This is a genomic window from Aromatoleum anaerobium, assembly GCF_012910705.2.
GTDB lineage: Bacteria > Pseudomonadota > Gammaproteobacteria > Burkholderiales > Rhodocyclaceae > Aromatoleum > Aromatoleum anaerobium.
In genome coordinates, this window is the sequence record NZ_WTVG02000039.1 from 182381 (window position 1) to 197898 (window position 15518).

At 63.4% G+C, this 15518-nt stretch carries 10 protein-coding genes; 9 read left to right on the plus strand and 1 reads right to left on the minus strand.

Annotated elements, in window-relative coordinates; all coding sequences use genetic code 11:
* Window positions 1-6: 6 nt before the first annotated feature.
* The 8 genes from GO606_RS12970 (at window position 7) to GO606_RS13005 (ending at window position 11765) form a co-directional block, all read left to right on the plus strand.
* On the plus strand, window positions 7-1710 hold the full coding sequence (locus GO606_RS12970) for an MFS transporter (protein ID WP_169118215.1): 1704 nt from the start codon (window positions 7-9) through the stop codon (window positions 1708-1710).
* Window positions 1711-1767: 57 nt separating this feature from the next.
* Window positions 1768-5523 carry a nitrate reductase subunit alpha gene (locus GO606_RS12975; RefSeq protein ID WP_169118214.1) on the plus strand — a complete coding sequence of 1252 codons (3756 nt, stop codon included), beginning with the start codon at window positions 1768-1770 and terminating at the stop codon, window positions 5521-5523.
* Window positions 5524-5682: 159 nt separating this feature from the next.
* Window positions 5683-7233 (plus strand): nitrate reductase subunit beta, encoded by a 1551-nt coding sequence (gene narH / locus GO606_RS12980; protein WP_169118213.1) that lies wholly within the window; start codon window positions 5683-5685, stop codon window positions 7231-7233.
* Window positions 7234-7241: 8 nt separating this feature from the next.
* Window positions 7242-7787 carry a nitrate reductase molybdenum cofactor assembly chaperone gene (narJ, locus tag GO606_RS12985; protein WP_246979557.1) on the plus strand — a complete coding sequence of 182 codons (546 nt, stop codon included), beginning with the start codon at window positions 7242-7244 and terminating at the stop codon, window positions 7785-7787.
* A 9-nt stretch (window positions 7788-7796) separates the two neighbouring features.
* Window positions 7797-8495: a respiratory nitrate reductase subunit gamma gene (gene narI, locus GO606_RS12990; protein WP_169118211.1), complete on the plus strand. Its 699-nt coding sequence runs from the start codon at window positions 7797-7799 to the stop codon at window positions 8493-8495.
* A gap of 103 nt (window positions 8496-8598) precedes the next feature.
* The gene (locus GO606_RS12995) at window positions 8599-10554 is read left to right on the plus strand and encodes a histidine kinase (RefSeq protein ID WP_169118210.1); all 1956 of its coding nucleotides are present in this window, start codon (window positions 8599-8601) and stop codon (window positions 10552-10554) included.
* Window positions 10547-11227: a response regulator gene (locus GO606_RS13000; RefSeq protein WP_169118209.1), complete on the plus strand. Its 681-nt coding sequence runs from the start codon at window positions 10547-10549 to the stop codon at window positions 11225-11227. The genes GO606_RS12995 and GO606_RS13000 overlap by 8 nt, the downstream gene beginning before the upstream one ends.
* Window positions 11187-11765: a hypothetical protein gene (locus GO606_RS13005; RefSeq protein WP_169118208.1), complete on the plus strand. Its 579-nt coding sequence runs from the start codon at window positions 11187-11189 to the stop codon at window positions 11763-11765. The genes GO606_RS13000 and GO606_RS13005 overlap by 41 nt, the downstream gene beginning before the upstream one ends.
* A 350-nt stretch (window positions 11766-12115) precedes the next feature.
* Here the strand turns inward: GO606_RS13005 and GO606_RS13010 are convergent, their stop codons facing one another.
* Entirely contained in the window at window positions 12116-13417 is a 1302-nt protein-coding gene (locus GO606_RS13010; protein ID WP_246979332.1) for an IS1182 family transposase, read from the minus strand.
* A gap of 117 nt (window positions 13418-13534) precedes the next feature.
* On the opposite strand from GO606_RS13010, the gene nosZ reads away from it, so the two are divergent.
* A complete protein-coding gene (gene nosZ / locus GO606_RS13015; RefSeq protein WP_169120367.1) occupies window positions 13535-15484 on the plus strand; it encodes a TAT-dependent nitrous-oxide reductase in 1950 nt (649 codons plus the stop codon).
* Window positions 15485-15518: the final 34 nt, after the last annotated feature.

Here is a 15518-nt window from a genome sequence, read left to right on the forward strand (position 1 = left end):
AATTCCATGTCACCTGCAAAACTGCGTCCGATTACCGCGACTCCGGGAGCCGCCGGCGGCACCGCGGGCGTACGTCCGGGAGAGCGCCAGCGCGGTCCCGACATCGCCGAATGGCATCCCGAGGACGCGCAGTTCTGGGCACGCGAAGGCAGCCGCATTGCGAACCGCAACCTGTGGATCTCGATCCCCAGCCTGCTCTGTGGCTTCGCCGTCTGGCTGATGTGGGGCATCATCACGGTGCAGATGGCCAACGCGGGCTTCCCCTTCACACCCGACCAGCTGTTCTCGATAGCAGCAATCTCGGGCCTGTCCGGCGCGACGCTGCGCATCCCGGCCTCCTTTTTCATCCGCCTCTGCGGCGGCCGCAACACGGTGTGGCTGACGACCACGCTGCTGCTCATCCCGGCCCTTGGCACGGGCATCGCGCTGCAGGACAAGAGCACGCCGCTGTGGGTCTTCCAGCTGATGGCGCTGCTGTCGGGCATCGGCGGCGGCAACTTCGCCTGCTCGATGGCGAACATCAGCACGTTCTTCCCGAAGCGCCTGCAGGGCACGGCGCTGGGGCTGAACGCCGGCCTCGGCAACTTCGGCGTGACGACCTCGCAGATCCTGATCCCCGCAGTGATGACGCTGGGCCTGTTCGGCGCGCTCGGCGGCGACGCGATTCCGCTCGCGAAGGATTCGGCGACGCTGATCGGCAAGATCGCCGCCGGCACGCCGACTTTCGTTCAGAACGCCGGCTTCGTGTGGCTGCTGCTGCTCGTGCCGCTCGCGGTGATTGGCTGGTTCGGCCTGAACAACCTCAAGGTGGTGTCGCCGAATATCGGCTCGACCGGCGCGGCGATGGGCCGGATCCTGCTGATGTACGGCATCGCGCTCGCCATCTCCGGCATCGGCCTGTACCTCTACCTGCCGGCCCCCAACGGCTCGGGGCTGCTCGCCGGCAACGGCATGTGGATCGTGCTGCCGCTGGTGATCTTCGGCACGCTGTTCGCGCTGAAAGCGGTCGCGACCGGCGAGATGAAGACGAACCTGAACAAGCAGTTCGCGATCTTCGGCAACAAGCACACGTGGTCGATGACCGCGCTCTACGTCGTGACTTTCGGCTCGTTCATCGGCTTCTCGATGGCGCTGCCGCTGTCCATCACGGTGATCTTCGGCAACACGCACGTGTTCGATCCGGCGACGAACGTCTGGGTGCATGCGAAGAACCCGAATGCGCCCTCGGCCCTGATGTATGCGTGGATCGGCCCCTTCGTCGGCGCGCTGATCCGCCCGGTCGGCGGCTGGATCTCCGACAAGCTCGGCGGCTCGATCGTCACTCAGGTGATCTCGGTCGTGCTGGTCGGCGCATCGGCGGTGACCGGCTACGTGATGCATCTCGCCTACCAGTCGGCGACGCCCGAGAGCTACTTCCTCGCCTTCATGCTGCTTTTCATCCTGTTGTTCGCCGCCTCCGGCATCGGCAACGGCTCGACCTTCCGCACCGTCGGCTTCGTCTTCGACCAGGACCAGCGCGGACCGGTGCTCGGCTGGACCTCGGCGGTCGCGGCCTACGGTTCCTTCATCGCGCCGGTCGTCATCGGCGGGCAGATCAAGGCCGGCACGCCGGAAAACGCGATGTACGGCTTCGCGGTGTTCTACGCGGCGTGCCTCGTCCTCAACTGGTGGTTCTATCTGCGGAAGAACGCCTACATCCGCAACCCCTGACCCCTTTCCTTCCAGAAAACCGACCGATTACGAATCGCAGAATCACAGGAGCAAGCAATGAGTCATTTTCTCGACCGACTGAAGTTCTTCGACAAGGTGAAGGACACCTTCGCCGGCGGCCACGGCATCGTCACGAACGAAGATCGCAACTGGGAAGACGCCTACCGCAACCGGTGGCGTCACGACAAGGTCGTGCGCTCGACGCACGGCGTGAACTGCACCGGTGGCTGTTCGTGGAAGATCTTCGTCAAGAACGGCCTGGTGTCGTTCGAGATGCAGCAGACCGACTACCCGCGCACGCGTGAAGACCTGCCGAACCATGAACCCCGTGGTTGCCAGCGTGGCGCGTCGTTCTCGTGGTACCTCTATTCGCCGCACCGCATCAAGCACCCGATGATCCGCGCGCGGTTGCTCGATCTGTATCGTGCCGAGCGCAAGACCGGCAAGGATCCGGTCGAAGCCTGGGCCGCGATCCAGGCCGACAACGCCAAACGCGACAAGTACATCAAGGTGCGCGGTCTGGGCGGCTTCGTCCGCACCGACTGGCAGGAAGTCAACGAAATCATCGCCGCGGCGAACATCTACACGATCAAGAAGTGGGGCCCGGACCGCATCTACGGTTTCTCGCCGATCCCGGCGATGTCGATGATCTCGTATGCGGCGGGCGCGCGTTACCTGTCGCTGATCGGCGCCGCCTGCGGCTCGTTCTACGACTGGTACTGTGACCTGCCGGCGGCGAGCCCGCAGACCTGGGGCGAGCAGACCGACGTGCCGGAAGCGGCCGACTGGTACAACTCGACGTATCTCATCATCACCGGCGCAAACCTGCCGATGACGCGTACCCCGGACGCGCACTTCGCGACCGAAGTCCGCTACAAGGGCACGAAGATCGTGTCGATGGCGCCGGACTACGCCGAATACGTGAAGTTCGCCGACCTGTGGATGCCCGTCAAGCAGGGCACCGACGCGGCCGCCTTCCTCGCGATGGGTCACGTCGCGCTGAAGGAATACTTCATCGACCGCCAGGAGCCCTACTTCGCCGAATACGCGCGCAAGTACACCGACCTGCCGATGCAGGTGATCCTGCGTCCGCACGGCGAGGGCTACGTATCGGACCGCAACCTGCGGGCGATCGACTTCGAAGGCAGTCTCGGCGAAGCGAACAACCCCGACTGGAAGACGATCGTCTTCGACGCGCGCACCAATGCCTTCGTCGCGCCGAACGGCTCGATCGGCTTCCGCTGGGGCGAGGAAGGCAAGTGGAACCTGCTGGCGAAGAACGCCGCGACGCAGGACGAGATCGAGGCCGAACTGTCGTGCATCAATGCCAGCGACGCCGTCGTGTCGGTCGGTTTCCCGCACTTCCAGCCCGGCGAACCGGGCCTGCTGTACCGCAACGTCCCGGTGCGCAAGCTGACGCTCGCGTCCGGCGAGAGCGTCTATGTCACCTCCGTGTTCGACATGCAGGTGGCGCAGTACGGCATCGACCGCGGGCTGGGCGGCGCCAACGTCGCCCGTTCGTACGACGACGCGTCGGTTGCCTACACGCCCGCGTGGGCGGCGAAGGTCACCGGCGTCAAGGCGGCGGACATCGAGCGCACCGGTCGCGAATTCGCCGACAACGCGTCGAAGACGCGCGGCAAGTCGATGATCATCATGGGCGCGGCGATCAACCACTGGTACCACAATGACATGCAGTACCGGTCGATCATGAACCTGCTGCACATGTGCGGCTGCGTCGGCCAGAGCGGCGGCGGCTGGGCGCACTACGTCGGCCAGGAAAAGTTGCGGCCGCAGGCCGGCTGGGCGCCGATCGCGTTCGCGACCGACTGGCAGCGTCCGCCGCGCCACCAGAACTCGACGTCGTACTGGTACTTCCACACCGACCAGTGGCGCTACGAGACTGTCGACGCCGACGAGCTGCTGCAGCCGGCTGCGAAGGGCAAGTACAAAGGCTACAAGCTTGCCGACTACAACGTCGTCGCCGCCCGTCTGGGCTGGCTGCCGTCGGCACCGCACTTCAACCGCAACCCGCTCGAACTCGTCGCCGCGGCCGAGAAGGCCGGCGCGAAGGATGAGGCCGGTGTCGCGCAGTACATCGTCGATGAGCTGAAATCCGGCAAGCTCGACGTTGCGTTCGCCGATCCGGACGCACCGGAAAACTGGCCGCGCAACCTCTTCGTCTGGCGCGCGAACCTCATCGGCTCGTCGGCGAAGGGTCACGAGTACTTCCTCAAGCACCTGCTGGGCGCGCAGAACGGCGTGCTGCAGGAAGGCGGCGACGGCGCCGGCACGAAGGAAGTGAAGTGGCACGGCGAAGCTCCGGTCGGCAAGCTCGACCTGATGGTGGACATCAACTTCCGCCTCAATTCGACCGGCGCCTACTCGGACATCATCCTGCCGACGGCGACGTGGTACGAGAAGAACGACCTCAACACGACCGACATGCACCCCTTCATCCACCCGCTGTCGGAAGCCGTGACGCCGGGCTGGGAGTCGAAGTCCGACTGGCAGATATTCAGGACGATCGCGAAGACCTTCTCGGATCTCGCCGAAAAGCACCTGGGCGTCGTCAAGGACATCGTCGCGCTGCCAATGCAGCACGACTCGCCGTTCGAACTGGCGCAGCCGCTGGGCGGCATCAAGGACTGGAAGCGCGGCGAATGCGAGCCGGTTCCGGGCAAGACGCTGCCGCTGCTCAAGCTCGTCGAGCGCGATTTCGCCAACACCTACCGGAAATACATCGCGCTCGGCCCGCTGATGACCAAGATCGGCAACAACGTCAAGGGCATCGACTGGAACACCGAGCAGGAGTACGAAGAGCTCAAGAAGTGCAACTACACTGTGAAGCTGCCGGGTATCTCGTTCGGCATGCCGTCGCTCGAAGAAGACATTTCGGTGTGCGATGCGGTGATGCGCATGGCTCCCGAAACGAACGGTGAAGTCGCGCACAAGTCGTGGTCGGCGCTGTCGAAGAAGACCGGCATCGACCACCACCACCTGTACGCCGGCCGTCACGAGGACAAGATCACCTTCCGCGACATCCAGGCCCAGCCGCGCAAGATCATCACCGCGCCGACGTGGTCCGGGATCGAATCGGAGACGGTCAGCTATACCGCCGGCTACACGAACATCCACGAGCACATCCCGTTCCGCACGCTGACCGGCCGCGCGCATTTCTACCAGGATCACGAGTGGTTCCTCGACTTCGGCGAAGGTTTCTGCGCGTTCCGTCCGCCGGTCGACATGAAAGCGCAGAATGTGATCCCCGATTCGGTGCGCCGCAAACCGCACCTGACGCTGTCGTGGATCACCCCGCACTCGAAGTGGGGCATCCACTCGTCGTACCAGGACAACCTGCGCATGCTGTCGCTGTTCCGTGGCGGCCCGTACGTGTGGGTGTCGGAAGACGACGCGAAGGAAATCGGCCTCAAGGACAACGACTGGGTCGAGGCGATCAACGCGAACGGCGCGACGATGGCCCGGGCGGTGGTGTCGCAGCGCGTGCCGCGCGGCATGGCGCTGATGTACCACGCCCAGGAAAAGACGGTGAACGTGCCCGGCTCGCCTTCCACCGGCAAGCGCGGCGGCATCCTCAACTCCGTGACGCGCGTGATCGTCAAGCCGACCAACATGGTCGGCGGCTACGCGCAGCTCGCGTACAGCTTCAACTACTACGGCACCGTCGGTTGCCAGCGTGACGAGGTGGTGGTGCTGCACAAGGTCGCCGATCAGGACATCGACTGGCTCGAACGGCCGCTGACCGCCGAGCGGGAAGAACAACGCAATCCGGTCGGAGTCGGACCCCGGTGAATTCGTAGCTCTGGCGTAGGGCGGAAAAGCGAAGCGCCTTCCGCCGTACAGCGGTTGCGCCCCGATGGCGGATAACGCCGCGACGCGGCTCATCCGCCCTACGCCCGCGACGAAATAGCCCGCATCCGGCCAACAAGGCAAAAGGAACTGGAGATATAAATGAAGATACGCGCGCAATTCGCGATGGTGTTCAACCTGGACAAGTGCATCGGCTGCCATACCTGCTCGGTGACCTGCAAGAACGTCTGGTCGAACCGCAAGGGCATCGAATACGCCTGGTTCAACAACGTTGAATCCAAGCCCGGCATCGGCTACCCGAAGCAGTGGGAAAACCAGGAAAAGTGGAAAGGCGGCTGGGAGAAGGTCAACGGCAAGCTCGAACTCAAGGCCGGCGGCCGGCTGAAGAAGATCGTGCAGATTTTCGCCAACCCGAACATGCCGGAGATCGACGACTACTACGAGCCCTTCACCTACGATTACGCCCGGCTGCAGAACGCGCCGCTGTCGGAAGCCACGCCGACCGCACGGCCGGTGTCGCAGATCACCGGCCAGAAGATGGACAAGATCACCTGGGGGCCGAACTGGGAAGACGACCTCGCCGGCGAATTCGCCGCGCGCTCGCAGGACGCCAACTTCGCGAACATGCAGAAGGAGATGTACAAGCAGTTCGAGAACACCTTCCACCTGTACCTGCCGCGCATCTGCAACCACTGCATCAACCCCGCCTGTGTCGCGTCCTGCCCGTCCGGCGCGATGTACAAGCGCGAGGAAGACGGCATCGTGCTTGCCGACCAGGACCGCTGCCGCGGCTGGCGGATGTGCATCTCCGGCTGCCCGTACAAGAAAGTGTTCTTCAACTGGGAATCGTCGAAGGCGGAAAAGTGCATCGGCTGCTACCCGCGCGTCGAATCCGGCCTGCCGACCGTGTGCTCGGAATCCTGCGTCGGCCGCATCCGCTACAACGGCATCATCCTCTATGACGCCGACAAGCTCCTGGACGCCGCGTCGACCGACAACGAGCAGGACCTGTACAAGGCCCACCTCGACCTCTTCGTCGACCCGTACGACCCGGCAATCATCGCCCAGGCGCTGAAGGACGGCGTACCGCAGACGTGGATCGACGCCGCGCAGAAGTCGCCGATCTACAAGATGGCGGTCGAGTGGAAGATCGCGTTCCCGCTGCACCCCGAGTTCCGCACGCTGCCGATGATCTGGTACGTGCCGCCGCTCTCCCCGGTGCAGTCGCAGATCGACCAGCGGAAGCTGCCGACCGAAGCCGACGGTGTGATCCCGAAGGCCGAGGCGATGCGCCTGCCGGTGCAGTACCTCGCGAACCTGCTGACTGCGGGCAAGACCGAATACATCACGGGCGCGCTCAACCGCCTGCTCGCGATGCGCTCCTACATGCGTTCGATCCATGTCGAAGGCAAGCCGGACGTCGGACCGCTGACGCGCGCCGGCATCGACGAGAACATCGCGAAGGAGATGTACCGCTATCTGGCGATCGCGAACTACGAGGACCGCTTCGTCGTGCCGACCGCGCACGAGGAAATCCGCCTCGACGACTACCACGCCTTCCAGGGCCAGAACGGCTTCACGTTCGGCAACGACTCGTCGAGCGGCGTGACGCGCAACTCGCTGTTCCCCGAACGCCGCAAGGAGAGCGCCGAGCCGCGCGAACCCGCGCCGCTCGCCGGCCCGCGCGAATAAAGGAGACGATGATGAAAATTTTCAGATTGCTTGCTGCCCTTCTCGATTACCCGAACGACGAGTTTCTCGCGGCGCTGCGCGAAATGGCAGGTAATGACGCCCGCGCCTTCGTCGATGGCCTCGACGAAGAAAACGTCCTCGACGCCGACGAAGCAGGCCAGATCGCGGAATTCATCACCGCGATGCTTGCTGCCGAACCGCTCGAGCTGCAGGGCACCTACGTCCAGTGCTTCGACCTCACCGCCGAGCACAGCCTGCACCTGACCCACCACCTGTTCGGCGAGGAGAAGACGCGCGGACCGGCACTGATCGATCTGGGCGAGTTCTACCAGAGCTACGGACTGAAGGTCGACGAGAAGGAACTGCCGGACTACCTGCCGGTGATGCTCGAGTTCGTGTCGACGATCGAGCTCGACGAGGCGCGGGTGTTCCTCGCCGACGTTGCAAAGGTGCTGAAAGTGCTCGCCGACAACCTGGAAAAATCCGGCAGCGATCACGCGAAGCTGGTCCGGATCATCGAGAAACAGGGCAGCCTCGCTCGCCTGGCCGCCTGAGGAGACATCATGAACCTGCAAAACTTCTTTTTCGGGGTGTACCCCTACATCGCGCTGACGGTGTTCATTGTCGGCAGCTGGATCCGCTACGACAACGAGCAGTACACGTGGAAGACCGACTCGTCGCTGCTGCTGTCCAAGCGCTACATGTGGGTCGCGAGCAACCTGTTCCACGTCGGCATCCTGGCGATCTTCGGCGGCCATTTCGCCGGCCTGGTGTTGCCCCACGCGCTGTGGATCGCGCTCGGCGTGTCGGATCTCGACCACCAGTGGCTCGCGATCGTCGCCGGCAGCGTGTTCGGCACGATGTGCCTGATCGGCGGCAGCATCCTGTGGCTGCGGCGCATGTTCAACGCGCGCGTGCGTGCGGCCAGCCGTACGATGGACGTCTTCATCATCAGCTGGCTGATGATCACGCTGCTGCTGGGCTTGTCGACGCTGCCCACGTCGATCGGTCACGCAAACCATGGCGACCCCGGCGTGATGCTGGCGCTGTCGGGCTGGGTGCAGAGCGTGCTGACGCTCAATCCGCAACCGTCGCTCCTCGATAACGTCGAACCGGTGTTCCGCCTGCACATGTTCTTCGGCATGACGGTCTTCCTGCTGTTCCCGTTCTCGCGTCTCGTCCATATCTGGACCGCGCCGATCAGCTACCTGGGTCGTGCATACCAGATCGTGCGGACCAAGCGGCAGATCAAGGCAGCCTGAACCTGAAGCGAATGTAGTACCGGGCAGCACATTTGTGCTGCCCGCTCTTGCTCGGGAAGGACTTGCGTCGTAGTCTGCAGGCCTTCTTTCGCAATGAGCGTCCATGCTGCGTCTGCGCAACAGTCTGGCCACCAAGATCACCGGCATTCTGCTGGTGTTTTTTCTTGTCGCACTGACCGCCATCGGTCTGACGCTTTTCATCTCCTGGCAGCTCGAAGGAGCGGCCGCGGCGATCAACGATGCCGGCAGTCTTCGGATGCGCGCCTACCGCGTCGACCACCTGCTGGCGCGCGGCCCCGCCGCGACATCGAACGACCCGGTCGCCTTCACTGCTTCCCTGAAGTCGGAACTCGACGACTTCGAACGGGTACTCGGCGAACTTCGCCGCGGCGATCCGCACCGGCCGCTTTTCATCCCGCGCGACAATGGCATTCCCGCAGACCTCGACGAGATGGCCGAGTTCTGGTCGCTGCGCATCCGTCCCGTGCTTGCCGAGCTGATCGCCGCTCCCGACCCCGTGCGCCGTCGCGCCGGCCTGCCCGAATTCGATCGCACCGTCAAAAGCTTCGTCGCCGGGATCAACGAAGTCGTGCTCAAGATGGAGCGCAGCTACGCCCGCAATACCGATATCCTGCGCGCCTCGCAGGTATCCCTGATTGCGCTGGCGATCATCGGCACCCTGGTCCTGATCCGTTTCTTCTTCGTGCTGGTGATCCAGCCGGTGTGCGAACTGCAGGACGGCATGAAGCGGATGGAGCAGGAGGATTTCAACGCCCGCGTGCCGGTGCTCGCGAGCGATGAATTCGGCGAACTGTCGGAAGGCTTCAACCGCATGGCGGTCCACCTGCAAGGCCTCTACGCCACGCTCGAGGAGCGGGTCGCGGCAAAGACGCGCAGCCTCGAGGAAAAAAACCGCGAACTCGAAATCCTCTACGATATCGGCGCTTTTTTGCGTGAGCCCAATGACGTGGACAGCCTTTGCAGAGGCTTTCTGCAGCGCGTCGAGGGGACGTTCGGCGCTGGTGCGAGTTCGGCGCGATTGCTCGACAGCGGTTCCGAGAATCTCTGCCTGACCGTGCACAACGGGCTCGACCGGGATTTTATCGAACGCGAGGCGGTGCTCCAATGCGGCGAATGCCTGTGCGGCGAGGCTGTGCGGCGCGGGGCATCGCTGGTGTGCGAGTTGAGTGCCCCCGATCCGGCCCTGACGCTGTGGATATGCCGCCGAGCCGGTTTCCAGGTCATCACGGCCACGGCGATTACCGCGAACAAACAGACGCTCGGCATCTACAACCTGTATTTCGTCGACGCCCGGCCCCTTTCCGACTCCGACCGCCTGTTGCTCGAAACGCTCGGCCAGCAGTTGGGCATCGCGATCGAGAACCAGCGCCTGCAGGCGAGCGGGCGCGAACTCGCCGTGTCGGAGGAGCGCAACCTGCTCGCACGCGAACTGCACGATTCGATTGCGCAGGGTCTCGCCTTCATGAACTTGCAGGTGCAGATGCTCGAGGGCGCGCTCGACCGCAATGACGCCGGCGAAGCGCGCGACACGCTTGCCATGCTGCGCCAGGGCGTGCAGGAGAGCTATGACGACGTGCGCGAACTGCTGGTGCATTTCCGCACGCGCGTCCAAAAACAGGACTTGGGCCTGGCGATCACCGCGACCCTGCGGCGCTTGGCCGAGCAAACCGGCATCGCCACCGACCTCGACGTGCTGGGTGATGCGGCTCCGCTCGATGCCGAAGCCGAGACCCAGGTCCTCTATATCGTTCAGGAGGCGCTGTCGAACGTACGCAAGCACGCGAATGCCCGGTCTGTGAAAGTGGTGATCCGCCGGGGCATCGACGGACTTTCGGTGGTCGTTCGCGACGACGGGGTCGGTTTCGATGAAACCGACCGCAGTACCGCAGCGCAGGAAGCCCACATCGGGCTCGAGATCATGAGGGAGCGGACGCTGCGTATTGGCGGACGGTTCTCGATACGTTCCGCGCGTGGCAAGGGCACCGAAATCCGTGTCGAACTTTCCCGCACCAAGAAGGAAAACCTCATCGATGCCTGATCCGATCCGCGTCCTCCTGGTCGACGACCACGCCCTTTTCCGCAGCGGCATCAAGTCGCTGTTGCAGCGCCATGCGGAGTTCGAGATTGTCGGCGAGGCCGGCGACGGCATGGAGGGCGTCAAGCGCGCCGGGCAGCTCAAGCCCCATGTCGTACTGCTCGACCTGCACATGCCCGGGCTCTCGGGGCGCGACGCTGCGGCGATGATGGCGGAAGAGTCGCCGAGTTCGAACGTCCTGATGCTCACGGTGTCGGAAGATGCCGAGGATCTCATCGAGACATTGCGCGCCGGAGCTTGCGGCTATCTTCTCAAGAACATCGAGGCCGACGCGCTGATCGCGGCAATCAACAAGGCAGCTGCGGGCGAATCCGTAATCTCGCCGCAGATGATGGGGAAACTCCTGAAAGGCGTACGCGGCGAGCTTCCGCCGAAAACCGCGGCGCAGACGGTGGTCGCGTCGGAACTCAACAAGCTGTCCCCGCGCGAGCGCGAAATCCTCACTTTCCTTGCGCGCGGGCAGAGCAACAAGGAGATCGCGCGCAAGCTCGAATTGGCTGAAAGCACCGTGAAGATCCACGTACAGAACATCCTGCGCAAACTCAACCTGACGAGCCGCGTGCAGGCCGCGGTTTTTGCCGTCGAACAGGGAATCGTGCAGGATTCCGACACCTGATGCGGGGCTGACGGAGACTGGATTGGAAACACCAGGCCCTTCACGCGGCACCATATTCGGCCGCGTGGTGCTCCCCTTTGCGCTGATTCCGCCCTTCATGATCGTGTTTGCGATGCGCGATCATCCGGGGATCTACCGCGTGAATCCGGCGTCGGCGAACTGGGAATGGGTGGCGCTGCTGGTTTTTGCCGCCGAAATCGCCTCGGTCCACCTCTTCGCCGCAATGTTGCGTCTCACGACGCCCGTCGACAGACTGCGCCCGACGCACGAACTGGCTTACCTGATTGCGGCGCGCGCCGCGTCCCCGCTCTGGGCGTCGGCAATCGTCCTTGCGATTCCAAGCCTCGCCGCACTCATCGCGGTGCATCTGCTCGCGCATTTCGTCGCGCTGCGCACCCTTTATCGCGATATCCGCAGGGAACTGCAAATCGGCGGCGATCTTGAGGCGCTGCACGTGACATACATGGTATACAGCGTCGCCGTGGTCCTCTGGATACCGCTCATGGTGATGATTTTCGTCTCTGTTGCACAAACGTGAATCCTGGTGGGACGCTCCCGGCCAAGCGGCAGCGACGCCCACTCATGCCCTGCCGGGCGCGGCCAGATTCCGCATCACCGGCGTCCTTGTCCTCGATCAAGGAACTCGTTAGCCGCCTTCATTAGCATGCGGCATGAAGGAATATGACGTTTGTTGTAACAGCATGTTACTGTGCGCCCTGCCACTCTTCCGGCAAGAGAGCAGGCCTCAGAGTTTGTGAATCTTTCGTTCGCAGGACCGATTAGACGCGCGAGCGGGGTTAACGCCGTTTTGCTGGGCGCGATAGGGTTTTTGCATCGTTTGTGCTGCTATCGACGGTTCATTTGACGTTTTTCCCCATTTTTCGCCCCTTAAACCCCGATTCCGGGAACTGCGGACGCACCTGTCCCTACCCCGAGCAATTCCGGTGCGAGGCTGACCATGCGCATCAGGTTGTGCGCCAAAGCAAAGATCAGCATCACACACTTGACCTTCGCCAGACCCCGCACCCGGAACTGCTGCAGGCCGCGGTTGCGGCTGTGCGCATTGACGCATTCGGCCGTTGCCGCTCGCCGCTTGTAAATGACCTTGGCCTCGTCCGTGCCCATCCGCTGCCGCCAGGCCGCCACCGCTTCGCTGTCGCCGGCCTTCGCCTGGTGCGGATCGACCGCCTTGTCCTTGGGTTGCGGCACCGGCCCATAAACGACGGTGCTCCGGCTCGCCTGCTCGATCTGCTCGTGCCCGACGTAGCCGCCATCGACCAGCCAAGCCTCCGGGGCCTGACCACAGCGCGCGGTGACCTGCTCGATCATCGGCACCATCTGCCCTTGGTCGCTGCCGACGGTGGCCACCTCGACCCCCACGATCACCAGCGAGTCGGCGTCGCTCGCCAGCTGCGGGTTGTACGCCGGCCGAAAGCCGCCGTCGCCCATCTTCATCACCGTCGCTTCGGCATCGGTCATCGACGCGCGCGCCTGGTCGGGGTTTTTGCCTTGCCGCTGCTTGATCGCTTCGATCTCGGGCAGCCGCGCCAGCGCTTTCTCAAGACGCGCTTCACGCTCTTTCGCCGCCCGTAGCCGGGCCGCTTCCCGCGCCCGTTCGGCCTGCGCCGGGTCCGCCTCCACCTCGGCTTTGAGCCGCGCCACGGCCGCGCGCGCCGCCTCCAGGTAGCCTTCGAGCTTCTCCTTGCGGCGAAACGAGCCCGCCCCGGCGCTGGCGCGCACCCGCATCCCGTCCTGCGCCACCTGTTTGAGCTTGACCACCCCGGCCGCCATCAGGCTGGCGATGCTCACACTCAACAACTCGTCCAGCCCTTCGCCCTGATCCTTGCGAAAGTCCGAAAGGGTGTGGTGATTGACCTGAACCCCGCCGCACAACCAGCGGTAGGCGTCATGCGATTCGAGCAGCCGTGACACCGCCCGCGCGCTGCCCACCCCGTCGAGCGTGGCGTACAACCACAGCGCCAGCAAAATCTCCGGCGCGATTGCCGAGCGGCCCACCCCGCCATCGACCGCACGAATCCCGGCGTAGAACCGTGACAGGTCCTGCCGCTCGACGTACGCCCACACCAGGCGCGCCCGATGCCCCTCCGGCAGCAGTGACTCCAGGTCACTTGCCCGAAACTCCATCTGCCCCCGGTTGGGCAGCAGCACCCGTGCTCGCATCTTCGTCATCGGCGCAAATCCAGACCTCGTAGCAAGACCTAATTATAACAACGGCATATAACTGGCCGGGGATTTTTCACAGCCTCTCAGCGAATATTGATCATCTTGTAGAACGGAGTGGACCACATGAGCCAGGACCAGAACCAGGATCAAAAATTTGACGGCCAGCCGGACCCCGGTCGTCGAAAATTCCTCAATACCGCAGCATTTGCCGGTCTTGCCGGGGCCGGGCTATCCGTCGGCCTGTCCGCGTGCAAACAGGAACAGGCCCCGGCCGCAGCGCCAGCTGGCGCTGCACCCGCCGACGCCGCCCCTGCCCACGTAGGCAAATACGAAGTCGCCCCCGGCCAGCTCGACACTTACTACTCGTTCTCGAGCGGCGGCCATTCGGGTGACGTGCGCATCTACGGGCTGCCATCCGGTCGCCAGCTCAAGAGCATTCCGGTGTTCAACATGGACTGCATGGTCGGCTGGGGCATCACGAACGAGTCGAAGGCGATCATCGGCACCAAGCCCGACGGCAGCGTGAAGTACAAGACCGGCGACACCCACCACGTGCACCCGTCCTATACCGACGGCACCTATGACGGAAAGTACCTCTGGGTGAACGACAAGATCCACGGTCGGCTCGCCCGCGTGCGTCTTGACACGATGGAGTGCGACAAGATCACCGAGTTGCCGAACGTCCAGGGCTTTCACGGCACGTTCCCTGACAAGCGCGACCCGGTCGATCCCGCAATCAACCACACCACGCGCGTGTTCTGCGGCACGGAATTTTCGATTCCGCTGCCGAACGACGGGCACGGCCTCGACGACGTCGCCGCGTACCGTTCGGTGTTTTCATGCGTCGACGCAGAATCGATGGAAGTACGCTGGCAGGTGCTGATCGACGGCAACTGCGATCTGGTCGCCAGTTCGTACGACGGCAAGCTTGCCTGCACGAACCAGTACAACGTCGAAATGGGTGTCCACTACGAAGAAACGATGGCTTCCGAATGGGATGCGTGCCTGTTCTTCAACATCGCGCGCATCGAGGAAGCAGTCAAGGCGGGGAAAGTCACGTATATCGGCGGCTCCAAGGTCCCCGTGGTCGACGGCCTGAGGGCGTCGAACGCCGATCCGAAAACTGCGCTGACCTGCTACGTGCCGATTCCGAAGAACCCGCATGGGGTCAATATCAGCCCGGACGGAAAATACTACGCCTGCTCGGGCAAGCTTTCTCCGACAGCGACCGTGATCTCCCATGAGCAGGTCCTGAAATGGTTTGACGGCGGCGTGAAGGAGGCGCGCGAATGCGTCGTCGCCGAGCCGGAAATCGGCCTTGGCCCCCTGCACACCGGTTTCGACAACAAGGGCAATGCGTACACCACGCTGTTCCTCGACAGCCAGATCGTCAAGTGGAACGTCGAAGCGGCGATCAAGGCGTACCAAGGCGACAAGACCGCCACTCCGGTCGTCGACCGGATCGACGTGCACTACCAGCCGGGGCATGGATTCACGTCGATGGGCGAGACCAAAGAGGCGGACGGCAAGTACTTCATCTCGGACAACAAGTTCTCCAAGGACCGCTTCCTGCCGGTCGGCCCGTTGCACCCGGAAACCGCGCAGATGATCGACATCAGCGGTGACAAGATGATGCTGGTCGCCGACCATTCCGTGCTGTCCGAACCGCACGATTCGATCGTCATCCGACGCGACATCATCAAGACGCGCCAGGTGTACACCCTCGACGAGTTCCCGAACGCGGTGAAGGATCCGAAGGAATCGGGCGTGTTCCGCGAAGGCAAGAAAGTCACGGTCAAGCTGACAAGCCAGGCGCCCGCTTACAGCCTGCGCGAATTCAGGGTCAAGAAGGGTGACGAAGTGACGATCATCCTGACCAACCATGACAAGATCGAGGACTTGACTCACGGCTTCGCCATTCCGAAGCACGATATCAATTTCGCCGTCAGCCCGCAGGAAACGAAGTCGGTCACGTTCATCGCCGACAAACCCGGCGTGTACTGGTGCTACTGCACCCACTTCTGCCACGCCCTGCACCTGGAAATGCGCAGCCGCATGATCGTCGAGGCGTAAGCTTTTCGACCTTCCATGACCTGCCGGAGACTCA